Source organism: Brevibacterium sanguinis, from assembly GCF_003315415.1.
In the GTDB taxonomy this organism is placed as follows: Bacteria; Actinomycetota; Actinomycetes; order Actinomycetales; family Brevibacteriaceae; genus Brevibacterium; species Brevibacterium celere_A.
Genome location: NZ_QNSB01000002.1, coordinates 228,393 through 254,667, shown reverse-complemented (window position 1 = coordinate 254,667; position 26,275 = coordinate 228,393). Strand labels below are relative to the sequence as shown.

Sequence of the window (26,275 nt, the reverse complement as noted above, 5' to 3'; positions counted from 1 at the left end):
CTGGATCTGAGGCACCCCGGACACCCTCGATATCTCACGTCACCCCTAGTAGGGTGACGACATGTCAGCCATCACGAACCTCGTCATCCTCGGCGCGACCGGAGACCTGACCTCACGACTGCTGCTGCCCGGGCTCGGAACGCTGCTGGCGCAGCGCACCGACAGGCGGGTGACGCTCATCGGTTCCTCGCAGACCGCCGACGACTCCTGGTCCTCGACCGTCGCAGAGGCGTTCGACTCGGTCGGCGCGGACGGTCCCGCCGTCGACCACGTCCTCGAGACGACCACCTACGTGCAGTGCGATGTGACGAAGAAGGACGACATGGCCGAGCTCCTCGGCTCCCTCGACGGCGCGACCTGTCTCTACTTCGCCCTCCCTCCGTCGGTGACGATGAAGTCCTTGGACGTGCTCGCCGAGCTCGACCTTCCGCAGGACCTGCTCCTCGCGCTCGAGAAGCCGATCGGCACCGACTTCGAGTCCGCTCAGGAGCTCAACCTCCTGGCCTCCCGTCTCGTCTCCGAGCAGCACATCTTCCGCGTCGACCACTTCCTCGGCATGCCCGCCGTGCTCAACTTCCTCGGGATGCGGTTCGCCAACCGGATCCTCGAGCCCCTGCTCAACAGGGACAACGTCGAGTCGATCGAGATCGTCTTCGACGAGACCCTGGGCCTCGAGGGACGGGCCGGCTTCTACGATCCCACCGGCGCGACCCGGGACATGATCCAATCCCATCTGCTTCAGGTGATGGGCCTGATGATGATGGATCCCCCCGCCCGCTTCGACCACGTCGAGCTGCCCGCCCTGACCGCGCACATCCTGCGGGCGACGCGGATCTGGGGCGACGACCCCGGACGGTCGATCGTCCGCGGTCGCTACACCGCGGGAACAGTCGGCGGAGTGGATCTGCCCGACTACACCGCCGAGGAGGGAGTGGACCCCGACAACGGGACCGAGACGTTCGTGCAGGTGACGCTCGAGGTCGACACGTGGCGGTGGAGCGGTGTGCCCGTGACCCTGCGCTCGGGCAAGGCGATCGGCAATCCGCGGCAGGAGATCGTGGTGCGCTTCCGGCAGCCCCCGCACATCTATCCGCAGTTCCCCAACGACGGGAACGTGCCCGAGAACGTGCTCCGGCTCGAGTTCGAACAGGATCAGGTCCTGCTCGAGCTCAACATGGGCGGACCGTTCGACTCCCGGGGAATGACGCGGGTGACCGCGCAGACCGACACCGCCGCGCCCGAGCTGTCCGCCTACGGCAGCGTCCTGCGCGGCATCCTCGACGGGGACCCGACGATGAGCGTGCGCGGCGACGCCGCCGAGGAGGGGTGGAGGATCACCGGGGAGATCCTCGATGCGTTCGCCGACGGCTCGGTGCCCCTGCGCGAGTACGAGGCCGGCAGCTCCGGTCCCGTGTGAACCGAGGCCTGCGGCTGCGGACCGAATCGAAACCCTCGATTCATCAAACATTCAGCAAATCGGGCTGTGCCCTGACGTAGCATGGATCAATGACGACGAACCCCGGATACGCCGAGCCCCAGGTGCGCAGCCGAGACTCGGACGAACCACGCAGCGCCAGTGCCCCCCTCTACACCGCGTGCGTCGAGAACATCGGCGGAACCTCGGGAGAGGTGCGGGTGAGTGACGGTCAGAAACTCGCGACCGCACCCACCTCGCACACCGAGGCCGGCAACAATCCCGAGCAGTTCCTCGCAATGGCCTGGAGCACGTGCCTCGGCGAGACCCTCAAGGTGGTGCTCGCCGTCGCCGAGGTCGATGCCCTCTCGCGCGTGCGCGTCGAGGTCGAGCTCCACAAGGAGAAGTCGGGCGGGTTCTACTTCGTTCCGCGCGCCTTCATCTCCATCGACGGCCTGGGAAAGGAGGAGATGGAGAAGTTCGCCGGCCGTGCGCACGCCCGCTGCCCGATCTCCAAACTCCTCAAAGGCCAGGGCACCCCGATCGTCGAGGTCGAGGAGTACAAGAACCCCGACACCTTCGAACTCAGCTGACGGACTCGCTCACCCCTCGGGTTCAGGACCCGCACACCGGTCGGGCTCAGCATCCGCGCACCTCGGGCCGCTCGCGCACCTCGGCGGCGATCGAGGCGAGCAGGTCGGCCGCGGCCGCCGGTCGCGCCAGCCAGCCCCAGTGCGATGAGTCGAGCGTGCGGACGCGGTAGGGGTTGCCGGGGACGAGTTCATCGCCCTCGCGGATGAGCCGGTCCTGCATCGCCGGCGGAATGCTGCGATCCTCGCCGAGGCGGACGAACGTGCGCGGGATCGTGCCCCACGTGCCCGGCTGGGCCCGGTCGGCGGCGGTTCCCGCGTCGAGGTTCTCATCGGGCTGGAGGGTGTTGAGGAACGCCCGGAACTCGTCGGGCTCCGCCTCGGCGAAGAAGAGCGCGCGGAACCCCTCGAGCAGATCGACGTCATTCGAGCGGAAGTTGCAGCGGAGCAGACCGAGCTCACGCGGGTCGGCGGCCAGCGCCGCAGCGATCGCCGACCCGTCGACCCCCGCCATCTCGGGCTCGGCGTTGTAGGCGGCGGCATCGAGCGTCACCGGTGCCCAGGCCGAGACATAGACCATGTGATCGATGAGGTCGGGATGCGCGTTCGCCGTCGCCGTCAGCGTGATCCCGCCCCGGCTGTGGGCCAGCGCGATGACGGGGCCGTTCTCCTTCGCCCGCGCCAGCGTCCGGGCCAGCTGGGAGACGTTGTCGGCCAAGGTCACGGTGCGCAGCGTTCCGGGAGCGCGGGCGAGATCCGCCAGGTCCTGCGGCGCCTGGTAGGCGGTCGGGAACGTCGCCGCGAAACCGTGCCCCGGGAGGTCGACGGCCGCGGAGAGGATCCCGCGCAGCGCCAGTTCCGCCTGGAGCGGTGCGAAGGAGAAGGAGCTCGCGAAGGCCCCGTGGACGAGCACGATCGTCGGAGCGGGATGATTCGTCGTCGATGTCATGGACTCACCGTAACCGTCGACGCCGGCCGTAGAGTGGAGGTCGAGATGCCGAATCCGTCGTGCCCGGCCGCTTTGCCCACCACGGGCATCCGGGCACCGAGAGCTGGGGAGCCGTCGTGACGTTCCAGGAGACCGTGGTGCTCGTCCTCGACCTCACGGGCACCTTCGTCTTCGCGATCTCGGGCGTCCTCCTCGCGGCGCGGCGCAACTTCGACATCACCGGCGGTCTCGTCCTCGGCCTCCTGGCCGGCACAGGCGGCGGACTCGTCCGCGACGTCCTCCTCGACCGGGTGCCCAACGCTCTGGCCCACCCGATCTACCTCGTTCCACCGCTGGTCGCGACGCTCCTCGTCTACCTCGTCGGCCGCCACACCGTGCGCGCCCGCATCTGGATCGTCACCTTCGACGCGATGGGACTTGGCCTCTTCAGCCTCACCGGCACCGCGATCGCCCTCGACGCGGGCGCGAACCACCCGGCAGCGCTGCTCATGGGAGCCCTGACGGCATGCGGTGGGGGACTGCTTCGCGACGTCGTCGCCAATGAGGATCCGGCCGTCTTCCGCGGCACCGACCTCTACCTCATCCCGGCCCTGTTCGGGTCGGGACTGACGATCATCGCCGAGGCGGTCGGCTGGTTCAACGTCGTCACCGCGGTGATCATCGCGCTGCTGGCCTTCGGGTTCCGGATGCTCGCCTGGACCAAGCAGTGGCGGGTGCCGCAGCCGATGCGCCAGTGGTCGTTCCGCGGTCGCGACGGGAGGTCGCGCATCCGGTCCTCGGTGTTCCGCAGGCCGGACTGACAGCCGGACGGGACGCTGGGGGCGGCCGTCGGCCGCCATGAGACGCCGACGGCCGCCACAAGCCGACGGCAACGAACCGGCCGGGGCTTCCCTGCTGCTGTCAGGGCGATCCCAGCGATGAGGAGTAGTGTGCGGCGCACCGTCCGCGGATGTGCCGGACGCCCATCTCGACGAAGAGAGTGATGACCATGACCACGACATACACGTTCGACGTCTTCTCCAGCCTCGACGGATTCGGCGCGGGAACAGACGAGTGGTCCGGCTACTGGGGCAAGCAGGGGCCCGAACTGCTCGACCATCGTGCCCGCATCTTCGCCGAGGATCAGCTCATGGTGTTCGGCCCCGACACCTATCGCATGATGTCCCGGATCACCACTACCGAACCCGAGGCGATGGACCTGTGGGTGCGGAGGATGAGCGCGGCGCCCAAGATCGTCGTCTCCACCACCATGGGAGCGGACGAACCGCTCGACTGGGGCGAGACGACCCTGCGCCGGGGCAGCGCCGTCGATGTCGTCGCCGAGCTCAAGGAGACCTCCTCGCTTCCCCTGCGCTCGCACGGCAGTCTGCGGCTGAACTGGTCGCTCATGGCGGCCGGGCTCGTCGACCGGCTGCAGGTGACGATCTTCCCGGTCATCACCGGACTGACGGGAGTCGAACCGGTCCTCGGCGGTGCCGCCGACTTCGATCTCGAACTCGTGGAATCGACCCGCCTCGACGGGGACATCCAGGAACTCGTCTACGTGCCGCGAGTGCACCAGCCCCGTCCTCGTTGAGGGCGGTGGGCGTGAGGGGCACCGGGTCCGGGCATCCCTGCCGCTGGGAACGGGCACCGGCACCGAACGTCCGCGTCGACTGGGATAATCGGTGCCCATGAAGGCGCACGAGAAGGTCATGGACTGGGTGACGGAAGAGCTGAGGAGCGGTCGACTGCGGATCGGTGACCATCTGCCGGGGGAGAGGGCGCTCGCCGAGGAGCTGCAGGTCTCCCGAGGATCGATTCGTGAGGCACTGCGCGTCCTCGAGGCGCTCGGGACGATCGGCACCGCCACCGGATCCGGTCCGCGATCGGGCACGATCGTCACCGCGGCTCCCGAACAGGCGCTGACACTGGCGCTGAACATGCAGCTGGCCACGAGCCATGTCGAGGCCTCCCACGTCTACGAGATGCGACAACTCCTCGAGACCTGGGCCGCCGAGCACGCGACCGCCGAGGCGCCGTGGGATGACGCGGAGCGACTGCTCGACCTCATGGACGACCCCGAGCTGCCGCTCGAGGAGTTCCTCCCGCTCGACGCCGAGTTCCACGTCACCCTGTCCCGGGCCGCCGATAACCCTCTGATCAGCACGCTCATGGACGCGCTGCGCACGTCGATCGCCGACCACACGCTCGCCCGCGCCCGAGCCCTGCCCGACTGGAAGCGCACCGCCGCCCGTCTGCGCTCCGAGCACCGGGCGATCTACACCGCGTTGAGGGACGGTGAGCCCGGGACGGCGGCACGGCTGCTCCACGACCACATCGAGGGCTACTACCTCGAGACCTCGCCCGAGTCCTCGGACTGACACCGACCGAGCGCCCCACAGATGTTGACGCACACAAACGGCCCGCTTACACTCTTCTGTGGTCGGACCATATGGTCCGACCACAACTCCGCAGGAGCGGACCCCACCCGGACACCTTCTCAAGGGAGAGAACTTTGACCTCCACCTCGGACCCGCAGAAGCTCAACTATCGCGTGCTGCTGGGCAGCCTCAGCGGCAGCGTCATCGAATGGTTCGACTTCCTCATCTACGGCACCGTCGCCGCTCTCGTCTTCAACAAGCTCTTCTTCCCCAGCGACAGCGAGTTCATCTCGACGATGCTCGCCTTCGTCTCGTTCTCGCTGACCTTCTTCTTCCGTCCCCTCGGCGGCATCATCTTCTCCCACATCGGCGACCGCATCGGCCGCAAGAGGACGCTCTTCCTCACCCTCATGCTCATGGGCGGAGGAACGGTGGCGATCGGTCTGCTGCCCGACTACGCGGCCATCGGCATCGCCGCCCCGATCCTGCTCATCTGCTTCCGCATCCTCCAGGGACTGGGCATCGGAGGCGAATGGGGCGGTGCCCTGCTGCTCGCCTACGAGTACGCGCCGAAGAACCGGCGCGGGCTCTACGGGGCAGTGCCGCAGATGGGCATCAGCCTCGGGATGCTCCTGGCCGCCGCGGTCGTCGCACTGCTCACCCAGCTGCCCGACGATCAGTTCATGACCTGGGGTTGGAGGGTTCCGTTCGTCGGCAGCATCGTACTCGTGTTCGTCGGACTGTGGATTCGCAACGGTCTCGACGAGACCCCTGAGTTCAAGCGGATCCGTGAGACCGGCGCCCAGCTCAAGCTGCCGCTCAAGGAGGTCGTGACGAAGCACTGGGGCGCCGTGCTCGTCTCGATCGGCTCGAAGGCCGCGGAGACCGGCCCGTTCTACATCTTCGGCACCTACGTCGTCGCCTATGCGACCGATGTCCTCGGGGCCCGTGACAACGTCGTCCTGCTGGCCGTCGCGGCAGCGGCACTCGTCGCCACGATCTGGATGCCGATCTTCGGCGCCATCTCCGACCGGATCTCGCGTGCCTTGCTCTACCGGTGGTCGGCCGCCGCGACGATCGTGCTCGTCGTGCCCTACTACCTCATCCTCAACCTCGGCGAGGTGTGGTCGCTGTTCGTCGCGACGATCCTTGGCTTCGGTCTCCTGTGGGGCAGCGTCAACGCGATCCTCGGCACCGTCATCGCGGAGAACTTCGCCCCCGAGGTGCGCTACACGGGTGCCTCCCTGGGCTACCAGCTCGGCGCGGCGGTCTTCGGCGGGACCGCGCCACTCATCGGGGCCTGGCTGCTCGAGATCAGCGGCGGACAGTGGTGGCCGATCGCGGTCTACGTCGCCGTGTGCGCCGCGATCTCCATCGTCGCCTCCCTGTTCATCAAGCGCGTGGCGCACCGCGAAGCCCCGGAGGCGACCCCGGAACTCGCCGTCTCGCGTTCATTAGACTGATCCCATCTCGGCACAGTTAGGAACACCATGGTCCAGCGACAGTTGCCCCGTCCCTCCGAGCTCTTCGAGCTCATGCAGTTCAAGAAGCCGCAGCTCAACGGGAAGAAGCGGCGTCTGGAGTCGGCGCTCACCATCGCCGATCTGCGCACAGTTGCCAAGCGGCGCACGCCGGCGGCGGCCTTCGACTACACAGACGGGGCCGCTGACGCCGAGCTGTCGATGAATCGCGCGCGGCAGGCGTTCGAGGACATCGAGTTCCACCCCGACATCCTGAAGCCGGCCGAGCACGTCGACACGAGCCTGGAGATCCTCGGCGGGCGGTCCGCTCTGCCGTTCGGCATCGCCCCGACCGGCTTCACCCGGCTCATGCAGACCGAGGGCGAGGTCGCCGGTGCGGGCGCGGCCGGCGCGGCCGGCATCCCCTTCACCCTCTCGACCCTGGGCACGACCTCGATCGAGGACGTCAAGGCCGCCAATCCGCACGGGCGCAACTGGTTCCAGCTCTACGTCATGCGTGATCGGGAGATCTCCTACGGACTCGTCGAGCGTGCTGCCGCAGCGGGCTTCGACACCCTGATGTTCACCGTCGACACTCCGATCGCCGGAGCCCGGCTGCGCGACACCCGCAACGGCTTCTCGATCCCTCCGCAGCTGTCGCTGAAGACCGTTGCGAATGCGATCCCCCGCCCCTGGTGGTGGTATGACTTCCTCACCACGCCGAAGCTCGAGTTCGCCTCGCTGTCCTCGACAGGCGGCACGGTCGGGGATCTGCTCAACGCGGCGATGGACCCGACGATCTCGTACGAGGACCTCACGGTCATCCGCGAGATGTGGCCGGGCAAGCTCGTCATCAAGGGCGTGCAGAACGTGCCCGATGCGGTGAAGCTCATCGACGCGGGTGTCGACGGGATCATCCTGTCCAATCACGGCGGTCGGCAGCTCGACCGGGCACCGGTGCCGTTCCATCTCCTGCCACAGGTCGTGCGCGAGGTCGGCCGCGACGCCACGGTCATCGTCGACACCGGCATCATGAATGGTGCCGACATCGTCGCCTCGGTGGCCCTGGGTGCGAAGTTCACGCTGGTGGGCCGGGCGTACCTCTACGGGCTCATGGCCGGTGGTCGTGAGGGCGTCGACCGGATGATCGAGATCCTCAGCGGGGAGATCCGCCGCACGATGACCCTCCTCGGCGTGTCCTCGCTCGAGGAGCTCGAGCCCCGCCACGTCACCCAGCTGCGCCGGCTGATCCCGACGGCGGGTGATCAGGCGAACTTCCCCGAGTTCAGCTAGGGCGAGCAGCCATTCCATGCGAGCCGCCTGCAGACGCACTCCGGCTGCAGGCGGCTCGCGTCGCCGAGGCGGCCGACGCCGCTCGGGAAGTGAGCAGTCGGCGAGGTGCCGGCCGGTGCCTCGGTCGGCGCCGGAGCAGGTCTCCGATCTATTTATCACGCATGTGATACAGTCGCGGGCATGGCTCACCTCGACGTCTCCTCTGTCTCGTTCTCGCTCGCCGATGGTCGTCAACTGCTGCGCGATGTCTCCTTCCGGGTAGGTGAGGGCGAGCGAGTCGCACTGATCGGGGCGAACGGGGCCGGGAAGAGCACGCTGCTGCGCATCGTGACTGGAGAACTCGCTCCCGACTCCGGAGGGGCGTCCACAGTGGGAAGCCTCGGAGTGATACGCCAGTTCATCACCGACGGCACGGTCCACGAGCTGCTGCTGTCGGTCGCGCCGCCGGCGATTCGTCACGCGGCATCGCATCTCGCCCGGGCCGAGGCTGCAATGGAAGACCGCGGAACGGTGGAATCGCAGGTGGCCTTCGCCTCGGCGGTCGTGGCGTGGGGAGACGTCGGAGGCTACGACGCCGAGGTGCTGTGGGATGCCTGCACGACCGCGGCATTGGGAGTGGCATTCGAAAGATGCCGCGAGCGGCCATTGTCAACGCTGTCAGGAGGGGAGCAGAAGCGCCTCGCCCTCGAGTCCCTGCTCAATGGTCCCGATGACCTGCTGCTGCTCGACGAGCCGGACAACTCGCTCGATGTGCCGGGTAAACACTGGTTGGAAACACAGTTGAGACAGACAGGCAAGGGTGTGCTGTACGTCAGCCATGACCGGGAACTGCTCGCCCGCACGGCGACGTCGATCGTGCCTCTCGAGCTCGGTGCTGCCGGCAACACAGCATGGTCGCATCCGGGCGATTTCGGTTCGTACCACGATGCGCGGGAGCGGCGCTTCGAGAGGTTGGACGAGATGCGCCGCCGGTGGGACGAAGAGCGGGAGAAGCTTCGATCGCAGATGCTGATGTACAAGCAGAAAGCCGCCTACAACTCCGATATGACCTCTCGGTACCGAGCTGCGCAGACCAGGCTCACCAGGTTCGAGGAAGCCGGGCCGCCCGAGGAGCAGCCGCGCGAACAGCAAATCGATATGCGGCTGCGCGGAGGGCGCACGGGCAAGCGCGTGCTCACCTGCGAATCGCTCGAGCTCAGCGGATTGATGCGCCCATTCGACTTCGAAGCGTGGTACGGAGATCGCATCGCCGTGCTCGGTTCCAACGGCTCCGGCAAATCGCATTTCCTGCGGCTGCTCGCCGCAGGTGGTACTGACCCGACGCCCGACCAGGAGCCCGTCACTGATGTCGTCATCGACCCCGCGGCGCATACCGGAACCACGCTCCTGGGCGCACGAGTGCGTCCGGGGTGGTTTGCACAGAACCGAAGCCGACCCGACCTCACCGGCCGCACTTTGCTCGAGATCCTGCATCGGGGCGATGAGCACCGCGGAGGTCTGCCCCGTGAGGACGCATCTCGGGCGCTCGCCCGCTATGAGCTGGCGAGGTCGGCAGAGCAGCGATTCGAGTCGTTGTCGGGAGGCCAGCAAGCCAGGTTCCAAGTGCTTCTGTTGGAACTCGGCGGGGCGACGATGTTGCTGCTGGACGAACCGACCGACAACCTCGACCTCGTCTCCGCTGAAGCCCTGCAGCAGGCGCTGCGCGGATTCGACGGCACGGTTCTCGCCGTGACACACGACCGCTGGTTCGCCCGCGACTTCGAGCGGTACCTGATCTTCGGGGCAGACGGCAGTGTCCGCGAGAGTGACGAACCTGTGTGGGAAGAGGCCGGGGCCGCTGGAAGGAGGAGCTGAGCCGATGCCCGCACGGATCGATCCCAAACAGCGTCGAAGGCAGGTCATCGAGGCTGCATTCCGCCTCGTCGTCGCCGAGGGGGTGGCCGGTATGTCGTTGCGGAAAGTCGCCGAGGAATCCGGACTGAACATCGGCTCGGTGAGACATTACTTCGACGGTCATGAGGACCTGCTTGCTGCCGCTGCTGAGGAAGCTGGGGAGCGGATGGGGCGTCGGCTCGCCGCCCAGCCCGCCGAGGCGCTGCGGGGTCTGCGCGGCGACGCCGCCCTCGATGCTGTGCAGTCGATGGTCGAAGCGGTACTGCCCGTCGATGATGAGCGACGCGATGAGGCGACTGTCGTACTCGAGCTGATCATGGCCTCACGGACCATGCCGGTGTTCCAATCGATCTCCCAGCGGATGGGCGCCGACCTCGCCGCTGTGCTGAGCGAAGCGTTCGAGGAGTTGGAGGTAGCCGAAGCCGATATCGCGGCGGCGCAGGTCGCTGCCACGATCGGTGGCCTGACGATCGACGCGCTTACGCCGCACGGAAGTCTCAGTGCTCACCGGATCCGGGCGGTGCTGAGGGCGCAATTGCGGATGGTTCTCGCTGAGCAGGGCGGAAACTAATGGCCATGGTCATGGCCGTTGGAGTTGATGGGCTGCCGCGCCTTTGGACGGCTTCGAGGTTCAGAGGCGAATCCACGACTGCACGGGACCACCGACTACGAATCCAAAACTTTGAACAGTAGACTCCCGCTCATGGAGTTCAGACACGAGTCTGCGATCGATTCACTCTTTGCCGATGTCGCCGTGGATGAGCCGGGTGCTGCGGTGGGTATCTATCACCGAGGCGAACTGATGTTTGCCAAAGGGTATGGTCTCGCAGATCTGGAAGGCTTTCGACCGATCACTGCTCGGACGCCTTTCCATGTCGCCAGTGTCTCCAAGCAGTTCACCGCGTTCTCGATTGCGTTGCTGGCGGGGGAAGGACGCGTGGACCTGAACGCTGATGTCCGTGAATACCTGCCGTATGTGCCCGCCTTCGGCGAAACGATCACGGTACGCCACCTCATTCTTCACACCAGTGGTTTGCGCAACCACATTACGTTATCACTGCTGAGTGGGCACGGTGATGAGGTCAGGATGACTCAGCAGCAGGTCCTCAACCTCGTCGTTCGTCAGAATTCCCTCAACTTCAGACCGGGGACCGACTACGCCTACAGCAACACTGGATACGTCCTTTTGGCGGAAATCGTCTTCGCCGCGACCGGCCGGACCTTAAGAGAATTCTGTGCCGAACAGATTTTCGCCCCGCTCGGCATGAAATCCACGTTTTTTGTCGACGACATCACCGAGGTTGGGCCGTTCCGTGCCAGTTCCTACACCCGACGTCGCGACGAATATGGGCACGACACTGGAGAATGGGCGCGGGCGCTTCTCAACTTCGACAATGTCGGTTCCTCTGGTCTCCTGACCACCGTCGAGGACCTGGCGCTCTGGTCCCGAAACCTCGTCAACCCAGTGGTGGGTGACAAAGATTGTATCGAACAACTCTGTGGTGGCGGAACGCTAGATGACGGCACTCCGATCAATTACGGATTCGGTCTCGAACGCGGCGCAATCGCAGGACGCGAGGCGTTCAGTCACACTGGCTCCGATGCTGCTTTCCGGTCAGTATTCACGCACTTCCCGGACCATGAATTCACGGTGGCGATTCTCGCCAACACCGAGCTCGGTCTGTTGAGCAAAGTCAGTGCGATCGCCGACCTGTACCTGCCGGAGGCCGAGCCAGAGGTTCAGGAGCCACCAATCGAGGACACGGAAGCCGACCTTTCAGGCTGGGTAGGCGTTTATGCGCCCCCGCATGACATCTCACGTAGACTTGAACTCCGCGACGGGTCGCTGTTTCATCGATTGGGCAGCCGTGAGCCTCAAAGGCTGACCGCCAGGGCCGACGGAACTCTTGACTTCGGTTCACCTCGCCTGCAGTCGCTTGTTCCGATTCTCGACGCGGACGGACGGGTGATTGGAATCGAGATTCCTCAGCCCGGATCCGGAGCTTCGCAGGTACTGCCACGGGTATCGGTTCCAGACCACCTGAATGTCGATCTCGCCGAGTACGTCGGTGACTTTCGCAGCCCTGAACTCGACATCACGTACAACATCGGCATCGAGGATGGCGGACTCGTGACGTGCCACCTGTGGTCGAATCGACTATCGGGGAAGCTGTCACCGGTACTGCCGGACCGTTTCGAGTACCCCGGGGACCGGTTGAGGCGACAGCTGAAGATGATCGTCGAGTTCCTGCGCGATGACTCGGGCCGGATCGACAGCCTGATTCTGAATGCCGGCGGGGAACGGGATATTCGGTTCAAGCGGGTGGACAGCACCAGTCCCCTTCTTCCTCAGGCAAGCATCCGCGCACGGGGAACCTGGCTCTAGGACAGCGCTCTCCGAGTAGACTTCACAGGCATGACCACCGACGCGGACATCACACTCGACGACGTGCGGAAGAACATCGACGAACTCGATCATCGCATCATCTCCCTTCTGGCCGAACGGCAGCGATGCGTGCTGGCTGCAGGCAGCCTCAAGAAGGACGTCCAGAGCTGAGCCGACGGACCCGGGCTGGTGCAGCCTCGGCGCCCGCCCTCGGTTTTCACTGGTCGAAGGTTCTGGACGAGCTGGTGGGTGACTGCGAGGATGAGCCCATGGCAGAGACGATCGCAGACGCGAGGACCGGACAGGCAGTGAGCGGCGGTCGGTGGACCGAGAACCCGGCAGATCCGCTCCGAGTGAGCACCGGATTCCGCCTCGACTTCGTCGACACCCGGGCGACTCCGGGATACGAGGGCGACAAGAAGACGGCGAAGCACGACCTCGCCGCCTGCGGTCGCGAGCTCGGCGACCTCCAGGAGCGTCTCTATGCCGCCCATCACGAGTCGGAGTCGGGCCCGTCCGTGCTCCTCGTCCTCCAGGCCATGGACACGGCGGGCAAGGGCGGGATCATCCGCCACGTCGTCGGTGCCGTCGACCCGCAGGGGATCGAACTCGCGGCATTCAAGAAGCCGACCGAGGAGGAACTCGCCCACGATTTCCTGTGGCGGGTTCGCCGACGCATCCCCGACCCCGGGATGATCGGCGTCTTCGACCGCTCCCACTACGAGGACGTGCTCATCGGTCGGGTCCGTGGGCTCGCGGACGCCGAGGAGATCGAGCGGCGCTACCAGGCCATCAACGACTTCGAGTCGGAACTGACCGAAGCGGGAACGCGGATCATCAAGGTCATGCTCCACATCTCTCCGGACGAGCAGCGCGAGCGGCTGCTCAAGAGGCTCGACCGTCCCGACAAGCACTGGAAGTACAACCCCGGCGATGTCGACGAGCGTGCCCTGTGGCCCGACTACATGGCCGCGTATCAGGCAGTGTTCGACCGCACGTCCACCGAGTCCGCACCCTGGTTTGTCGTTCCCGCCGACCGGAAATGGTACTCGCGGCTGGCGGTCCAGCGACTGCTGCAGAATGCGCTGGAGCAGATCGATCCGCAGTGGCCGACGGCTGATTTCGACGTCGAGGCGGAGAAGAGGCGCCTCCTCGCCACCTGAGGCTCAGCGAGTACTGAGAGGCGGACGGGGTCTGCGGCTCAGCTCGCCACGTGAGGCTCAGCGACGGATGCTGAAGTCGACCGTCGTCTCGTGCTCGACCGTCCGCGAGACCGTGCAGTACTTGTCGTGGGAGAGGCCGACCAGCCTCTCCACCCGGGAATCGGCACGGCGTCCCGCCTCGTCGTCGGGGAACTCGAGGGAGAACTCGAGATGGACGTTGTCCAACCGTGAGGCGCCGTCCTCATCGAGCTTGTCGGCCGTCGCGGAGACGTCGAAGCGCAGCGGTTCGGTGTGCCTGCTGGTCACGGTGTCGACATCGATCGATGAGCACCCGGCGACGGCGGCGAGCAGCAGCTCGACCGGGGTCATCAGCCCCTCACCCCGGCCGAACTCGATGGATGCCCCGCTCGGTGCGGTCGCCCGGTAGTGGTTCTCGGCGACTCTGGTCAGTTCGATGCTGCGCTTCTCTTCGCTCATGAGCACATGGTGTCAGGAATCGCGGGCCCAGTGAAGTCCGCCGAGGCGACGAGGGACCTGAGCCTTGACAAGAGACAGGGCGAGGGTGAAGGTAGTGGCATGGGTCACGCCGGGCTCGCAGTCGCGACCGGTCGCACCTCAGCACTCATTTCCTCCCATCCCCGCGCACGAGCGCACTTGACCGAAGGACCATCATGACCGAGATCTTCGTCAATCTGCCGACCACCGACCTCGAGAGGGCCAAGTCCTTCTACTCCGCCCTGGGCACCGAGATCGTCCCCGAATTCACCGATGACAATGCCGCCTGCGTGAAGTGGGACGACAACATCTTCTTCATGATCCTCACGAAGGAGTACCTCGGCACGTTCACGGACAAGCCCATCGCCGACCCGCAGACGACCGCGCAGGTGCTCACCGCACTCAGCCGGCAGTCGCGCGAGGACGTCGACGCCATGCGCCAGACGATCCTCGACTCGGGTGGGGGAGAGAACAAGGAGCCGCAGGACCACGGCTTCATGTACTCGATCAGCATGACCGACCCCGACGGCAACATCCTCGAGTTCATGTGGATGGATCCCGTCGCGGCCGAGAAGGGCCCGGAGGCATTCATGGCCGAGCAGGAGGGCTGACCCGGGCTCACCGCCGACCCTCGCTCACCGCCGCGCGCCGATGAGCTCGAGGACGGCGGGACCGTAACGGTCGAGCTTCTTCAGCCCGACGCCGCTGACACCGCCGAGTTCGGCGATCGTCGACGGTCGAGCCTCGACGATGCCGTAGAGGGTCGCGTCGGGGAAGATGACGTAGGCGGGCACACCCTGCTCCTTCGCCTGCTCGGCCCGCCAGGCCCGCAGCGATTCGAACAGCGCGGAATCCGCCGCATCGAGCGTGGCCGCGGGGTCGCCTCGGCGTGAGGAGGAGGCCTTCTTCGCGCCGGCCCGCTTCACGGGGTCGACGCGGAGGAACACCTCCGCCTCACCGCGGAGGACGGGTCCCGTGTCCTCCCCGAGGACGAGCACTCCGTAGTCGCCGTGGGAGGCGAGGAGGCCACGGGCGAGGACCTGCCTGATCACGGTCTTCCACTGGCTCTCGCTGAGATCGGCGCCGATGCCCCACACGCTCAAACTCTGGTGCGCGCTCGCGCGGGAGCGCTCGTTGTCGGTGCCGCGCAGGACGTCGATGATCTGCCCGGCGCCGAAGCGCTGCCCGCGCTCGCGATCGAGGCGGATGACGGCGGAGAGCAGCTTCTGCACGGCGATCGTCGCGTCCCAGGTCGCCGGCGGGGTGGCACACGTGTCACAGTTGCCGCACGGGCCCGACTCCTCGTCGAAGTAGCGCAGCAGCTGCACACGCCGGCAGTCGACGGTCTCGCAGAGAGCGAGCATCGAGTCGAGATGGGACATGGCCCGGCGCTTGAACACCTCATCGCCTTCGCCGGATTCGATGAGCCGGCGCTGGGACACGACATCGCCGAGGCCGTAGACCATCCACGCATCCGCGGGCAGACCGTCGCGTCCGGCGCGACCGGTCTCCTGGTAGTAGCCCTCGACGCTGCGCGGCAGGTCGAGGTGGGCGACGAAGCGGACGTCGGGCTTGTCGATGCCCATGCCGAAGGCGATCGTCGCGACCATGACCAGCCCGTCCTCGCGGAGGAACCGGGCCTGATGGTCGGCGCGCACCTCGGCGGGCAGACCCGCATGATAGGGCAGCGCGGGGATCCCCCGGGCCACGAGGGCCTCGGCGAGCTGGTCGACGCCGCGGCGGGACAGGCAGTAGACGATCCCGGAGTCCCCGAGGTGCTCGGTCGTGATGAAGCTGATGAGCTGTGACCGCGCGGAGCTCTTCGGCTCGATCCGGTAGGTGATGTTCGGCCGGTCGAAGCTCGCGACGAAGTGCTCGGCGTCCTCGAGGTGCAGGCGGGAGGTGAGCTCGGCGTGGGTCGCGGGAGTGGCCGTGGCGGTCAGGGCGATCCGCGGCACGGAGGGGAAGCGCTCGGCGAGCACCCCGAGCCCGAGGTAGTCGCTGCGGAAGTCGTGGCCCCATTGGGAGACGCAGTGCGCCTCGTCGATGGCGAACAGCGCGACCTCCGCGCGCTCGAGCAGGGCCATCGTGCGCGGCAGGACGAGTCGTTCGGGCGCCAGATAGAGCAGGTCGAGCTCACCGGCGAGCAGCCGCGACTCGACGTCCTGGGCCTGATAGGGGTCGAGGGTCGAGTTGAGGTAGGCCGCCCGCACGCCGAGGTTCTCCAGCGCGGCCACCTGATCGGCCATGAGCGCGATGAGCGGGGAGATGACGATACCCGTGCCGGATCGCACGAGGCTCGGGATCTGATAGCACAGGGACTTCCCGCCGCCCGTGGGCATGAGGACGACGGCATCCCCTCCTCCCACGAGGTGGTCGACGACGGCCGCCTGCTGACCGCGGAACTCCTCGTACCCGAAGACATCGCGGAGCACGTCGAGCGGGGAGGTCGTGGGAGCGGAGGTCATGCCTCCACCCTAGTGGGCGCGGCTGACACGGCCGAAGCGCCCAGGTGGGCGCCGGCGGCGGTTCTCCTCGGCCGGTGTCCGCCGGGAGGCGTACCCTGAGGTGGAGGGACCGCGCGAGTGGACGCCTGGAGCGGAGCGGCGTGGTCGCCGCAGCCGGGCAGAGGCAGACAGACACCGTCAGGAGCGGACATGGAAGCGAACCGACGCACCATCATCAAGTCAGCGGGAGCCGCCGGGGTCATCGGCGGTTCGGCGGCGTTCGCCTCGGCGTGCGGGGCCGACGACGCCGAGCAGGGATCGGGTGGATCCGGGTCGGGGGCCACGGTTCCGGCCGACGACGTTCCGGTCGGCTCGGGCATCGTCGTCGACGAGACGTACGTCGTCACCCAGCCCACCGCCGGGGACTTCCACGCGTTCACCTCGGTGTGCACCCATCAGGGCTGCCAGGTGCGGACCGTGACCGCCGAGCAGATCGTATGCCCGTGCCACTCCTCCGAATTCTCGCCGACGACCGGCGAGGTGATCGCGGGGCCAGCGACAGAACCCCTGCAGAAGTTCACCGTCGAGGAGGCCGGCGGGACCCTGACGATCACCGAATAGCCGCCGATGCGGAGCGTCCCTCGGGCGCATGCGCACGATCAGCCGTGGACGATGCCCAGGGCCACGGCGACCGCGGCGAGGACGAGGATGAAGGCGGCGGCGATCGCGTTCGTCAGCACCTCGCTTCGCCGGGCCTTCGGATCGTCGGCCCGCGCGGGCCGATCCGGCCACCGCAGTGTCGCGCGGGCGGCCCCGCCGGCCACCAGTGCGATCCCGGCCAGCCACACGTAGAGAAACCAGCCAACCCACCCGCCGAAGTCGACGATGAGCCGGACGAAGAGGAGCATGACCAGTGCGGAGAGCAGCCCGCCGAGGAGCTGCGCCCGGGTGGCCTCGGGGCCGATGCGCAGGGCACCGACGCCGGCGACGACGGTGACGATGGCGCAGGCGATCTGGGTGACGATCATCGGGATGCCCCCTCGTCTCGCGCGGATGCCCGGCCGGCCACGCCGGCCGAGGTCGGATCGCCGGCAGGAGCCGCCCCCTCGTCGAGCAGGGTGAGTGCCGCATCGACGCTGGTCGCGGTGTCGACGAGGACGATGATGCCCTCGCCGGAGTCGGAATCGAGTCCGAGGACCGACCTGTATCCGCCGGTGCCTCCGTTGTGCCAGGTCACCGCATCCGTCCCGGCCTTCCTGGTGAACCAGGCCCAGCCGATCTCATCGTCCTCGTCGAAGTCCTCCCGTGGTGCGGCTGCCCGGGCGCCGGGTGCGGTGCCGGCGGCCGTGGCGCGCAGCCAGATGCTGAGGTCGTGCACGGTGGACCGGATGCCGCCCGCCGGCGCCGCCCCGTCGAGCGCCCAGGGCGTCGCGGGCAGCCCCGAGGCGGTGTACCCGTGGGACAGTCCCTCGCCGGAGGCCGGGACCGACGTCTCTTCCATGCCCAGCGGTTCGGTGATCCTCTCCCGCACGAGGGCCGCGTAGCTGCGGCCGGTCACCTCGGCCAGCGCCTGACCGAGGATCGAGTACCCGAAGTTCGAGTACTCTGGCGTCCTCTTCCCGATCTCGACGTCGTGGAGGGAGTCGACGAGCTCCCTCGCCGAGGCGCGGTAGGGGTTGGTGTGGAGGTATCCGGCGGCGATCGCGGCGATGCCGTCGACGACGCTCGGCGCCGGTTCCGTCCTCGGCAGGCCCGAACGATGCGTGGCGATCGACTCGAGGGTCACCTCGGCGACGTCCCCGTCGAGTTCGGGCCAGACGTCGCCGAGGCGGGTCGAGGCGGTGATCTCACCGCGCTCGAGTGCGTCGGCGTAGAGGGCGGCGGTGAAGGTCTTCGAGATCGAGCCGATCTCGACAACCGTGTGCTCGTCGGCGCCGACGCCGGCCCAGCGGACCTCCTCGCCGCTGATGCGGGCGGCGGCGAGGTGATGCCAATGGCCGGAGCCGAGCACGCCCGTGACCTCGGTGCGCAGGCGGGCATCACCCGTGGGGTCGCCCTGGAATCCGCGGGGGAACGGTGTGATGAGCAGGAGGAGGGCGGCGACGAGCGCGGCCGCGACGGCTGCTGCGGTCGTTCGGCGGGACATCAGCGGGCTCCGATGAGGATGAGGGTGAGCAGGGGGACGATCCGCTGCGCCGGGATCCTCCAGTGGCCGCGCTTCGAGTTCTCCAGCCAGCCGGCTCCGGCGAGGGCGTTGAGGTGGTGGTAGATCTGTCCGGTGGTGCCGAAGCGGTCGTCGGCGCTGAGCTCGGCGGCCGTGGACGTCCCCTCGTAGACGGCCTGCAGCAGCTCGAGCCGGACCCGGCTGCCGAGCGCGGCGAGCGACCCGGCCGCCTCGGCGAAGCTGATCTCCTCGAGGGCCGCGGTCGGCAGTCCCATCTGCCAGGAGACCGAGGCCTCGGCGCCCGGGGGAGTGAGGTGGCCGGTGTAGACGACCCCGCCGGCGGGGCCCGCACGCTCGATGAGGCCGTTGAGCGCCCAGAACACCTCTCCGTTGACGGGGGTGGAACCGGTGGGGGCGGAGCCGGCGCGTTCGGTCGCGGCATCCTCGCTCGCCCTGTGCGCCGCGGAGCCCCCGGTGGCGGGAGAGGGGGCGATCCTGCTGTCCTCGCCAGCGGGCGGCGAAGCGACCCTGGCCTCCAGGGCGGCGACCCGCTCCTCGAGCGCACGCATCCTCTCGGCCGTCGGATCGGGCGTCTGCTCGGTGTCCATGCGATGATCATACAGTAATTACGTAATTACGTAAATAACGAAAAGAGCGCCGGCTCGGCTCCCGTCCCCCGAGACGGCCCGGCACGACCCGCTGCGGCTCGCCGTGAAATTCGCAACTCCGCGCCTCCGCGGTTCGGACACCGGCGTGGCGATGTCATTAGACTGAAGCCGTGATGAGTACCGACGAACCGCGCACCGCGCTCAGCCGGCCCCTCGCCGAGGCGAAGGCACTGGGATCGCCCATGATCGTCCGGGGGATCCTCGGAGTCGTCTTCGGCCTCGCGACGGTCTTCTGGCCGCGGGACTCGGCCAATCCCACTCATCTCACCGTGGGAGTCGACGTCGTCGACCTGCTGAGCATCGGCTACCTCGTGCTCTTCGCGCTCGCCCTCGTCTACCAGGCGCTTCGCGCCCCCCTGACCGTGCGCACGGCCATGCTCGGACAGGCTGTCATCACGATCCCGGCGATCGTGTTCCTGTTCCTCGCCGACCAGCCCGCCGAGGCGCGGGCGGCCCTGAGCATCTGGGCGCTGCTCCACGGCGTCCTCGAGTACCTCAACTACCGCGGGCTGAAGTCCCAGCCGATGGCCTCGGACTTCCTCATCTCGGCCGGCTGCCACGGACTGCTCGGAGTCATCCTCATCGCCGGGGACGACTTCGAGGCGCTGGCGATCCTCGGCTTCGCGGGAGCCGCCGCGCTCATCGCCGGGGTCATCTTCATCATCGGCGGCTATTCGCGGCTGAGCCGCGCGAAGCAGGTCACCGCCGTCGGTGGCGACACCGACGGCGGTGCCACGACCGACAGCGCCGCCGACGGCGGCCCCACTCCCGACACACCGGACACGCACCGGGCGCCACGCCCGGAGGAAGACGACTGAACCGCCGGAAGAAGACTTCTCAACCAGGAAGCGCGAGGTGACATGAGCACTGTCGAGAACGCCTACAACCAGGCCTCCCCGTTGATCCCGGTCGCCGCTTCGGTCCCCGCCTCGGGCCTCCTCGGCGATCTCGCCGAGGCCAGCCGCGAGCTCCCGCCCGAGCTGTTCCGGAGGCTCTTCGAGGTCTCCCGGTCGCCCTCGCTCCTCGTCGCCACGGACTACGACGGGACGATCGCCCCGATCGTCGACCACCCGAGCCTCGCCTACCCGCTCGACTCCTCGGTCGACTCGATGCGCGCGCTCGCCTCCCTGCCGTCCACCTCGGCGGGGGTGATCTCCGGGCGCAGCCTCCGCGACCTCGCGGCGATGTCACGGCTGCCGCGGGAGGTCCACCTGTTCGGATCCCACGGCGGGGAGACGGACACGGCGGCCCTCGACGCGCTCAGTCCCGAGCAGCTCGTGATCCTCACCGACTTCCGCAAGGACCTCGTCGAGGCACTGCCCCTGGGCGTCATCGAGCACAAGACGACCGGTGCGGCGGTGCACCTGCGCGGCCTCCGCGAGGAGGAGAAGGCCCGGATCGAGGACATCGTCGAGGGACTCATCGCCGGGCACGAGGTCTATGCGACCCGGGGGAAGCAGGTCATCGACCTCGCCGTCGTGCCGGCCTCGAAGGCCGATGCCCTGCAGCGGCTGCGCGACCAGGTGGGCGCCGAGGTGGTCGTGTTCATCGGCGACGACATCGCCGACGAGCTCGCCCTGGAGACGCTCGGCGACCTCGACCTCGGGCTCAAGGTCGGCGCGGAGCCGCCCGAGACCCACGCGCAGTTCCGGCTCAAGGACCCTGCCGAGGTCTCCATCGTCCTCTCCGCGATCTTCGAGATGCGCAAGTCGTGGCTGTTCGGCCGGCAGTCGACGCCGATCCACCGCCACAGCCTGCTCGGCAACGGGCAGTCGACCGCGCTCGTCGACCCGGCCGGGCGCATCTGCTGGATGCCGCACCCCCTGCCGCACTCGGCATCGATGTTCTCCGAGATCCTCGGCTCCGAGGCGGCCGGCTACTTCGCCGTCGAGGCGGCCTCCGGGGCAGCTCCGCTGACCCAGCGCTACCTCACGCATTCGACGCTGCTCGAGACCAGGTGGGCGGGACTGAGCTGCGTCGACTACCTCGCCCCGGTCGAGACGAACAGCGACGACACGATCATCGTCCGGGTGCTCACCGGCGACGCCCCGGCCCGGATCCGGTTCGCCCCCCGCCTCGACTACGGCACCGTGTCGACCCGGATGGTCGCCACCCCCGACGGCGTCAGCGTCCTCGGCACCTCGGAGCCGATCCAGCTCTACGCCCCCGGAGTGGACTTCGACATCCAGGAGGCGGGGGAGTCCCACACCGCCGAGGCGGTCCTCGTCCCGTCCGAGCAGCCCGGCGGATCGGTGGTGCTCGTGCTCGCGTGCGGCAGCGCCTCCGGCGACGCCCAGTTCATGGCGACCGGCGGCGAGCACCATGTGCGCGACCGGGCGCTGAACTTCTGGCGGAACTGGGTCGAGACCCTCTCGATCCCCAGCCACCACCGCGAAGAGGTGATCCGCTCGGCGATCACCCTGCGCGCCCTGTGCCACGAGCCGACCGGCGGGATCCTCGCCGCCCCCACGACCTCCCTGCCCGAGGGCATCGGCGGCGTGCGCAACTGGGACTACCGCTACACCTGGCTGCGCGACGGCTCGATGACCGCCCGCGCGCTGCTCTCCCTGGGATCGACCGCCGAGGCGGAGGGCTTCCTCTCATGGCTGACCGGGATCCTCGCCCACACCGCCGCCCCCGAGCAGCTCCATCCCCTCTACGCCGTCGACGGTTCGGCCCTGACCACCGAGGCGGTGCTCGCCCACCTGCCCGGATACGCCGGTTCGCGTCCGGTGCGGGTGGGCAACGCCGCCGAGCACCAGGTCCAGCTCGACGTCTTCGGACCGATCACCGAGCTCCTCGACGAGCTCACCGAGCACCTCGGCGACCTTCCCGAGGCCTACTGGACCCTGACCTGTCAGATGGTCGAGGCCGTGAGCCGGCGGTGGCTCGAGGCCGACCACGGCATCTGGGAGGCCAGGCGCCCGCCGAAGCACAACGTCTACACCCGGGTGATGTGCTGGGTCACCGTCGACCGGGCCCTGCGGATCGCCGAGCGCTTCGACCGGGAGCCGAACGGCGCATGGCGGCAGCTGCGCGAGGAGATCGCCCAGGACATCCTCACCAACGGCTTCGACGAGCAGGTGGGCGCCTTCACCGTCGCCTACGGGGAGAAGGACCTCGACGCGGCGTGTCTCTTCGTGGGCTTGAGCGGCCTGCTCGACGCCGACGACTCCCGCTTCATCTCGACCGTCGACGCGATCGAGAGGGACCTGCGCGTGGGCCCGACCGTGTTCCGCTACCGCTACGATGACGGGCTGCCCGGGCTCGAGGGCGGATTCCACATCTGCACGACGTGGCTCATCGAGGCCTTCGTCAAGGTGGGCCGGATCGAGGACGCCTGGGACCTGTTCCGGCAGCTCGACAACCTGCTCGGACCCACCGGACTGCTCGCCGAGGAGTACGACCCGGTCGCGGAGATGCACCTGGGCAACCACCCGCAGGCGTACTCGCATCTCGGCTACATCCGCGTCGCGCAGCTCCTCGACGCCCACCGCCCCTCCTGAGGGGTCCCGTCCCGAGGGGCGGGTTTCTCCGCCTGAGGTCCGGAAGCGAGTGAGTATCCCGTCCCGAGGCGAGTGAGTGCCCCGTCCCGAGGGGTCGGGTCGCTCCGCCTCAGGCGGATTCGAGGTACTCGCGGAGCATCCGGTCCTGCGCCTCGGCCTCGGGGAAGAGCACCTCGGTGCGCGCGCCCCCGGTGTCGGGGTCATTGGCGAACACGAGCCGGATCCCGAGCAGCCGCGCCTGGCCCTGTGCGATGACGAGGCCCAGTCCCATCCCGCCGCCGCCGGCGGAGACGAAGCGGGTGGGCCCGGCGGCGACGATGTCCGGAGGATAGCCCGGTCCGGAGTCGGTGACGACGAGGCCGCGGCCGGTGGTCTCGAGGCGGATGGGATCGGCGCCGTGCTTGATCGCGTTGACGAGCAGATTCGACACGATGCGCTCGAAGCGACGGGCATCGGTGACGAGCGTCGCCCCGTCGGCGCCCAAGTCGGTGTCGATCTCGTGCCCGGCCAGGGCCCCCGAGGCGGTCATCGTGCCGAGCAGGGAGCGGATCGACTGGTCGATGTCGACCCGGGTGAACTCGGGGTTCGCCCGGCCCGCGTCGAGCCGGGAGACCTCGAGGAGGTCCTCGACGAGGACCTGCATCCGCCGCACCCGATCCTTGACGAGCTCGGCCGGGCGCGAGTCCTCCTGAAGCAGGTTGGCGGCGTTGACGAGCCCGGTCAGCGGAGTGCGCATCTCATGCGCGAGGTCCGCGGTGAAGCGCTGCTCGGAGTCGATGCGCTCGGTCAGCCGGCTCACGGCGGTGTCGACCGCCGAGGCGAATGCCGCGACCTCCTGGTCCGATTCGTCGACGACGTCGGCGATCCGGATCGACGTGTCGCCGGCCGCGATCTTCCGCGCCGCCTGCGCGCCGAGCGTGAGCCGCCGCGAGATCCGCCCGGCCACGAGCGAGCCGACCCCGCCGACGACGAGGGCCGAGCCGATCATCCCCACGAGCAGCGCCTGGTCGATCCTGCCGATGAGCTCCTGGCTGTCGGCGGTCGACGCGCGCACGGAGATCACCTCGGTGTAGGTGCCGACCTCGATCGGGGCCGCCGCCCACACGATCTCCTCGCCGTCGACCTCGGAGCGGATCGTCACGCTCTGCCCCTTGAGCGCCGAGGCGCGCGCCTCGGCGGGCAGCTCGGGATCGTCGATGCGGGCGTTGAGGGTGAGCACCCCGGTCTCGGAGAAGATCGTCACCGCGTTGCTCAGCTGCTCGGTCACCGTCGCCCGCATCCGGTCGTCCTCGGCCCGGGCAGCGGACTGGCGCAGGATGATGCTGCACGAGAGCACCGCGATGATCACGGAGGCGACGATGAGGAGGGAGATCTTCCAGCGCAGGGACATCTGATCAGCCTGCGAATCGGTATCCGAATCCGCGCACGGTTTCGATCATGTGCGCCCCGATCTTCTTCCGCAGGCGCTGGATGTGGACGTCGACGACCCGGGAGTCGCCTGCCCATTCGTACCCCCAGACGGTGAAGGCGATCTTCTCCCGGGAGTAGACGTGCTCGGGCTGTTCGGTGAGCAGGAGGAGGACCCGCAGCTCGGTCGGGGTGAGGTGGACCTCCTCGCCGTCGACCTCGACCGTGAGCCGGCCGGTGTCGAGGACGAGCGAGCCCAGCCGGGTGCGGAAGGGGCCGAGTCCGCCGCTGCCGGCGCCCGCCTCGGCGCCCCGTCCCGGCGCCTGGCCGCCGACGGCACGGGTGGGACCGGTGCGGGGATGGGCAGGGGAGCTGCGCGGGCGCGGGGGGACGGCGACGTCGGAGGACGCGCCGAGGAGCTCATCGGGGTCGATGTCGTGCCCCGAGGTGAACTTCCCGCCCTCGCCGAGGTAGGTGTCGTCGGAGTCCAGCTGCGCCCGCAGGCGGTCCCGGTTGTCCATTCCGGGGCTCGGGCCGAGCACCTCGGGGATGCCGTCTCCGGTGATCATGCCGCCGGGGCCGATGACCGTCTCGTGCTCCGAGGAGGTCCCGGTCGTCGGGGAGAAGCCGAGCCAGTCGGTGCCGGTGGTGATGAAGCGGCGGACGACGGCGCGGATGCGGGCGTTGAGGACCTGCATGTCGAAGGGCTTCGTCAGGTAGTCGTCGGCGCCGGCCTCGAGGGCCTGGACGATGTCGATGGCGTCGGAGCGGGCGGAGATGATGATGATCGGGATGGACGAGCGCTCGCGGATGGCGCGGCAGATGGAGGCCCCATTCATGGTGGGCAGCATGAGGTCGAGCAGGAGGACATCGGCGCCGTGGGCCGCGACGAACTCGTAGCCCTCACGCCCGTCGGCGAATGCAGACACCGTGTAGTCGAACCGTTCGAGCCCGATCTGGGTTGTCTCGCGGATGACCTCGTCATCCTCAACCAGCACAATATGCATTATGTTTCTCCATTAAGACGCGTGAAGCGTTGACCCGGTTCAAACCTACCGTCATGGAGGCGGAAAACCTGCACCGACCAGCCCGAAGGGCAGCACGATTCGTCTCCGTCGGCGTACATCGCCTCCTGTACGACGAGGGTGCCGTTCCTGCCCGGGGTCAGGGTGAGCTGGTTCCCGGTGGCGATGAGCTCGAGGCGCGGGCTGCCCTCGGCCTCGCCGACGACGGCGACGGCGATCGTCTCGCTCCGCTGCTTCGGGTTCGCCACCGTCGCGACCTGGAACTTCCGGTCGTCGCCGGTGAAGGGCCTGGCGAACTCGAGACAGGACTCGCAGTCGGCGACGACGGACACCGCCTCGGGTGCCTCCCCGGTGACGGCCCGGCCCGAGGAGTCCTCGATCGCCGTGCGGATCTCGTCGAGGGAGAACGGCTCGTCCGGCGACCCCGAGCTGGCGCCCGGCTGTTCGAACGCGGTGGGGGAGGAGTCCCCGACGTCCTCGACGCGCAGTCCCCGCTCGGGCCCGCAGGCGCCCAGGGCGAGCAGGGATGCGGCCGCGAGCAGGGCGAGGACGCGGGCGCGCCGAGGCGGGACGGCACTCGCGCGCCGGATCGGTGCGGAGGTCCGTCGGAGCGGTGCGGCACTGGGGCTCGCGCGCCAAGGCGATGCGGAGGTCCGCCGGAAAGGGAGGGTCACTCTGTCATTTTCGCCTGCCGGAAGCGGCCAGTCCACCTGCCGTCGTGGTCGAGGACCCGATTCCCAGGTGGACTCGTTAGGCTGGGGGCATGGCAACGACGAACTCACCCCGCACGTCCTCGAGCACGATGTCCTTCAAGGACGCGCTGAAGATCGGACTCGTCTGCGGGATCGCGGTCCTCCTCGTGTCCGTCATCGTCACCCGTGCCTGGCAGGACCCGACGGCGTTCGGCCACAGCTTCCTCTACGCGGCGATCGCCTTCGTCGCCGTCAGCCTCACCGCCTGCGTCCTCAACTGGGTGATGCGCAACGACGACCAGAACGATCAGAGCTTCCCCGTCCTCAAGTGACGGACCGTGCTCGTCGTCGACCACCAAG

26 protein-coding genes are annotated in these 26,275 nt (G+C 68.2%); 17 read left to right on the top strand and 9 right to left on the bottom strand.

Annotated elements, in window-relative coordinates:
- The first annotated feature begins 61 nt into the window (after nucleotides 1–61).
- The gene (locus tag DFO65_RS03635) at nucleotides 62–1,417 is read left to right on the top strand and encodes a glucose-6-phosphate dehydrogenase (RefSeq protein ID WP_113903065.1); all 1,356 of its coding nucleotides are present in this window, start codon (nucleotides 62–64) and stop codon (nucleotides 1,415–1,417) included.
- An 89-nt stretch (nucleotides 1,418–1,506) separates the two neighbouring features.
- Nucleotides 1,507–2,007 carry an OsmC family protein gene (locus DFO65_RS03630; RefSeq protein ID WP_113903064.1) on the top strand — a complete coding sequence of 167 codons (501 nt, stop codon included), beginning with the start codon at nucleotides 1,507–1,509 and terminating at the stop codon, nucleotides 2,005–2,007.
- Nucleotides 2,008–2,053: 46 nt separating this feature from the next.
- Here the strand turns inward: DFO65_RS03630 and DFO65_RS03625 are convergent, their stop codons facing one another.
- Entirely contained in the window at nucleotides 2,054–2,953 is a 900-nt protein-coding gene (locus DFO65_RS03625) for an alpha/beta fold hydrolase (RefSeq protein WP_113903063.1), read from the bottom strand.
- Between the two features lie 59 nt (nucleotides 2,954–3,012).
- Here DFO65_RS03625 and DFO65_RS03620 point away from each other — a divergent pair, with 59 nt between their 5' ends.
- The 10 genes from DFO65_RS03620 to DFO65_RS03575 all read left to right on the top strand — a co-directional run bounded on the left by DFO65_RS03620 (nucleotide 3,013) and on the right by DFO65_RS03575 (nucleotide 13,511).
- Nucleotides 3,013–3,753, top strand: coding sequence for a trimeric intracellular cation channel family protein (locus DFO65_RS03620; protein WP_245940448.1), 741 nt, complete (start codon nucleotides 3,013–3,015; stop codon nucleotides 3,751–3,753).
- Nucleotides 3,754–3,941: 188 nt separating this feature from the next.
- Nucleotides 3,942–4,529, top strand: coding sequence for a dihydrofolate reductase family protein (locus tag DFO65_RS03615; protein WP_113903198.1), 588 nt, complete (start codon nucleotides 3,942–3,944; stop codon nucleotides 4,527–4,529).
- A gap of 97 nt (nucleotides 4,530–4,626) precedes the next feature.
- Entirely contained in the window at nucleotides 4,627–5,316 is a 690-nt protein-coding gene (locus DFO65_RS03610; RefSeq protein WP_113903062.1) for a FadR/GntR family transcriptional regulator, read from the top strand.
- A 134-nt stretch (nucleotides 5,317–5,450) separates the two neighbouring features.
- The gene (locus tag DFO65_RS03605) at nucleotides 5,451–6,779 is read left to right on the top strand and encodes an MFS transporter (RefSeq protein WP_113903061.1); all 1,329 of its coding nucleotides are present in this window, start codon (nucleotides 5,451–5,453) and stop codon (nucleotides 6,777–6,779) included.
- Between the two features lie 27 nt (nucleotides 6,780–6,806).
- Nucleotides 6,807–8,069, top strand: coding sequence for an alpha-hydroxy acid oxidase (locus DFO65_RS03600; protein ID WP_113903060.1), 1,263 nt, complete (start codon nucleotides 6,807–6,809; stop codon nucleotides 8,067–8,069).
- Nucleotides 8,070–8,249: 180 nt separating this feature from the next.
- Nucleotides 8,250–9,923: an ATP-binding cassette domain-containing protein gene (locus tag DFO65_RS03595; protein WP_113903059.1), complete on the top strand. Its 1,674-nt coding sequence runs from the start codon at nucleotides 8,250–8,252 to the stop codon at nucleotides 9,921–9,923.
- A 4-nt stretch (nucleotides 9,924–9,927) separates the two neighbouring features.
- A complete protein-coding gene (locus DFO65_RS03590) occupies nucleotides 9,928–10,533 on the top strand; it encodes a TetR/AcrR family transcriptional regulator (protein ID WP_113903058.1) in 606 nt (201 codons plus the stop codon).
- A 132-nt stretch (nucleotides 10,534–10,665) separates the two neighbouring features.
- Nucleotides 10,666–12,348: a serine hydrolase domain-containing protein gene (locus tag DFO65_RS03585; RefSeq protein WP_181778603.1), complete on the top strand. Its 1,683-nt coding sequence runs from the start codon at nucleotides 10,666–10,668 to the stop codon at nucleotides 12,346–12,348.
- 30 nt (nucleotides 12,349–12,378) lie between these two features.
- Entirely contained in the window at nucleotides 12,379–12,519 is a 141-nt protein-coding gene (locus DFO65_RS03580) for a chorismate mutase (protein WP_113903056.1), read from the top strand.
- A gap of 98 nt (nucleotides 12,520–12,617) precedes the next feature.
- Nucleotides 12,618–13,511: a polyphosphate kinase 2 family protein gene (locus DFO65_RS03575; RefSeq protein ID WP_113903055.1), complete on the top strand. Its 894-nt coding sequence runs from the start codon at nucleotides 12,618–12,620 to the stop codon at nucleotides 13,509–13,511.
- A gap of 57 nt (nucleotides 13,512–13,568) precedes the next feature.
- Here DFO65_RS03575 and DFO65_RS03570 read toward each other — a convergent pair whose 3' ends face one another.
- Nucleotides 13,569–13,988 (bottom strand): OsmC family protein, encoded by a 420-nt coding sequence (locus DFO65_RS03570; RefSeq protein ID WP_113903197.1) that lies wholly within the window; start codon nucleotides 13,986–13,988, stop codon nucleotides 13,569–13,571.
- A gap of 194 nt (nucleotides 13,989–14,182) precedes the next feature.
- Here DFO65_RS03570 and DFO65_RS03565 point away from each other — a divergent pair, with 194 nt between their 5' ends.
- A complete protein-coding gene (locus DFO65_RS03565) occupies nucleotides 14,183–14,617 on the top strand; it encodes a VOC family protein (RefSeq protein ID WP_181778602.1) in 435 nt (144 codons plus the stop codon).
- A gap of 24 nt (nucleotides 14,618–14,641) precedes the next feature.
- On the opposite strand, the gene recQ is transcribed toward DFO65_RS03565, so the two are convergent.
- The gene (recQ, locus tag DFO65_RS03560) at nucleotides 14,642–16,474 is read right to left on the bottom strand and encodes a DNA helicase RecQ (protein ID WP_113903053.1); all 1,833 of its coding nucleotides are present in this window, start codon (nucleotides 16,472–16,474) and stop codon (nucleotides 14,642–14,644) included.
- A gap of 189 nt (nucleotides 16,475–16,663) precedes the next feature.
- Between recQ and DFO65_RS03555 the strand changes: the two genes are divergently transcribed.
- Entirely contained in the window at nucleotides 16,664–17,074 is a 411-nt protein-coding gene (locus tag DFO65_RS03555; protein ID WP_113903052.1) for a Rieske (2Fe-2S) protein, read from the top strand.
- A 38-nt stretch (nucleotides 17,075–17,112) separates the two neighbouring features.
- Here DFO65_RS03555 and DFO65_RS03550 read toward each other — a convergent pair whose 3' ends face one another.
- The 3 genes from DFO65_RS03550 to DFO65_RS03540 are packed head-to-tail and all read right to left on the bottom strand — an operon-like array spanning nucleotide 17,113 to nucleotide 19,225.
- On the bottom strand, nucleotides 17,113–17,481 hold the full coding sequence (locus DFO65_RS03550) for a hypothetical protein (protein ID WP_113903051.1): 369 nt from the start codon (nucleotides 17,479–17,481) through the stop codon (nucleotides 17,113–17,115).
- Nucleotides 17,478–18,599 carry a serine hydrolase domain-containing protein gene (locus DFO65_RS03545; RefSeq protein ID WP_113903050.1) on the bottom strand — a complete coding sequence of 374 codons (1,122 nt, stop codon included), beginning with the start codon at nucleotides 18,597–18,599 and terminating at the stop codon, nucleotides 17,478–17,480. The genes DFO65_RS03550 and DFO65_RS03545 overlap by 4 nt, the downstream gene beginning before the upstream one ends.
- A complete protein-coding gene (locus tag DFO65_RS03540) occupies nucleotides 18,599–19,225 on the bottom strand; it encodes a winged helix-turn-helix domain-containing protein (protein WP_245940447.1) in 627 nt (208 codons plus the stop codon). The genes DFO65_RS03545 and DFO65_RS03540 overlap by 1 nt, the downstream gene beginning before the upstream one ends.
- Nucleotides 19,226–19,398: 173 nt before the next feature.
- Here DFO65_RS03540 and DFO65_RS03535 point away from each other — a divergent pair, with 173 nt between their 5' ends.
- Nucleotides 19,399–20,103, top strand: a complete 705-nt coding sequence (locus DFO65_RS03535; RefSeq protein ID WP_181778601.1) for a hypothetical protein — start codon at nucleotides 19,399–19,401, stop codon at nucleotides 20,101–20,103.
- 42 nt (nucleotides 20,104–20,145) lie between these two features.
- Nucleotides 20,146–22,791, top strand: coding sequence for a trehalose-phosphatase (gene otsB / locus DFO65_RS03530; protein WP_113903049.1), 2,646 nt, complete (start codon nucleotides 20,146–20,148; stop codon nucleotides 22,789–22,791).
- Nucleotides 22,792–22,900: 109 nt separating this feature from the next.
- Here the strand turns inward: otsB and DFO65_RS03525 are convergent, their stop codons facing one another.
- From DFO65_RS03525 to DFO65_RS03515, 3 genes are read right to left on the bottom strand one after another with little or no spacing between them, the layout of a single operon-like run.
- Nucleotides 22,901–24,181 (bottom strand): sensor histidine kinase, encoded by a 1,281-nt coding sequence (locus DFO65_RS03525; RefSeq protein ID WP_113903048.1) that lies wholly within the window; start codon nucleotides 24,179–24,181, stop codon nucleotides 22,901–22,903.
- A 4-nt stretch (nucleotides 24,182–24,185) separates the two neighbouring features.
- On the bottom strand, nucleotides 24,186–25,205 hold the full coding sequence (locus DFO65_RS17365; protein WP_113903047.1) for a response regulator transcription factor: 1,020 nt from the start codon (nucleotides 25,203–25,205) through the stop codon (nucleotides 24,186–24,188).
- The gene (locus tag DFO65_RS03515) at nucleotides 25,205–25,897 is read right to left on the bottom strand and encodes a hypothetical protein (protein ID WP_245940446.1); all 693 of its coding nucleotides are present in this window, start codon (nucleotides 25,895–25,897) and stop codon (nucleotides 25,205–25,207) included. Before DFO65_RS03515 ends, DFO65_RS17365 begins: the two co-directional genes overlap by 1 nt.
- 89 nt (nucleotides 25,898–25,986) lie before the next feature.
- On the opposite strand from DFO65_RS03515, the gene DFO65_RS03510 reads away from it, so the two are divergent.
- Complete coding sequence (locus DFO65_RS03510; RefSeq protein ID WP_113903046.1) at nucleotides 25,987–26,247, top strand: hypothetical protein; 261 nt, start codon at nucleotides 25,987–25,989, stop codon at nucleotides 26,245–26,247.
- Nucleotides 26,248–26,275: the final 28 nt, after the last annotated feature.

Bases quoted from the DNA above. Each gene is read 5' to 3' on its own strand.
- DFO65_RS03635 (WP_113903065.1), top strand. From the start codon at position 62: ATGTCAGCCATCACGAACCTCGTCATCCTCGGCGCGACCGGAGACCTG.
- DFO65_RS03630 (WP_113903064.1), top strand. From the start codon at position 1,507: ATGACGACGAACCCCGGATACGCCGAGCCCCAGGTGCGCAGCCGAGAC.
- DFO65_RS03625 (WP_113903063.1), bottom strand. From the start codon at position 2,953: ATGACATCGACGACGAATCATCCCGCTCCGACGATCGTGCTCGTCCAC.
- DFO65_RS03615 (WP_113903198.1), top strand. From the start codon at position 3,942: ATGACCACGACATACACGTTCGACGTCTTCTCCAGCCTCGACGGATTC.
- DFO65_RS03610 (WP_113903062.1), top strand. From the start codon at position 4,627: ATGAAGGCGCACGAGAAGGTCATGGACTGGGTGACGGAAGAGCTGAGG.
- DFO65_RS03600 (WP_113903060.1), top strand. From the start codon at position 6,807: ATGGTCCAGCGACAGTTGCCCCGTCCCTCCGAGCTCTTCGAGCTCATG.
- DFO65_RS03595 (WP_113903059.1), top strand. From the start codon at position 8,250: ATGGCTCACCTCGACGTCTCCTCTGTCTCGTTCTCGCTCGCCGATGGT.
- DFO65_RS03590 (WP_113903058.1), top strand. From the start codon at position 9,928: ATGCCCGCACGGATCGATCCCAAACAGCGTCGAAGGCAGGTCATCGAG.
- DFO65_RS03585 (WP_181778603.1), top strand. From the start codon at position 10,666: ATGGAGTTCAGACACGAGTCTGCGATCGATTCACTCTTTGCCGATGTC.
- DFO65_RS03580 (WP_113903056.1), top strand. From the start codon at position 12,379: ATGACCACCGACGCGGACATCACACTCGACGACGTGCGGAAGAACATC.
- DFO65_RS03575 (WP_113903055.1), top strand. From the start codon at position 12,618: ATGGCAGAGACGATCGCAGACGCGAGGACCGGACAGGCAGTGAGCGGC.
- DFO65_RS03570 (WP_113903197.1), bottom strand. From the start codon at position 13,988: ATGAGCGAAGAGAAGCGCAGCATCGAACTGACCAGAGTCGCCGAGAAC.
- DFO65_RS03565 (WP_181778602.1), top strand. From the start codon at position 14,183: ATGACCGAGATCTTCGTCAATCTGCCGACCACCGACCTCGAGAGGGCC.
- recQ (WP_113903053.1), bottom strand. From the start codon at position 16,474: ATGACCTCCGCTCCCACGACCTCCCCGCTCGACGTGCTCCGCGATGTC.
- DFO65_RS03555 (WP_113903052.1), top strand. From the start codon at position 16,664: ATGGAAGCGAACCGACGCACCATCATCAAGTCAGCGGGAGCCGCCGGG.
- DFO65_RS03550 (WP_113903051.1), bottom strand. From the start codon at position 17,481: ATGATCGTCACCCAGATCGCCTGCGCCATCGTCACCGTCGTCGCCGGC.
- DFO65_RS03545 (WP_113903050.1), bottom strand. From the start codon at position 18,599: ATGTCCCGCCGAACGACCGCAGCAGCCGTCGCGGCCGCGCTCGTCGCC.
- DFO65_RS03540 (WP_245940447.1), bottom strand. From the start codon at position 19,225: ATGGACACCGAGCAGACGCCCGATCCGACGGCCGAGAGGATGCGTGCG.
- DFO65_RS03535 (WP_181778601.1), top strand. From the start codon at position 19,399: ATGAGTACCGACGAACCGCGCACCGCGCTCAGCCGGCCCCTCGCCGAG.
- otsB (WP_113903049.1), top strand. From the start codon at position 20,146: ATGAGCACTGTCGAGAACGCCTACAACCAGGCCTCCCCGTTGATCCCG.
- DFO65_RS03525 (WP_113903048.1), bottom strand. From the start codon at position 24,181: ATGTCCCTGCGCTGGAAGATCTCCCTCCTCATCGTCGCCTCCGTGATC.
- DFO65_RS17365 (WP_113903047.1), bottom strand. From the start codon at position 25,205: ATGCATATTGTGCTGGTTGAGGATGACGAGGTCATCCGCGAGACAACC.
- DFO65_RS03510 (WP_113903046.1), top strand. From the start codon at position 25,987: ATGGCAACGACGAACTCACCCCGCACGTCCTCGAGCACGATGTCCTTC.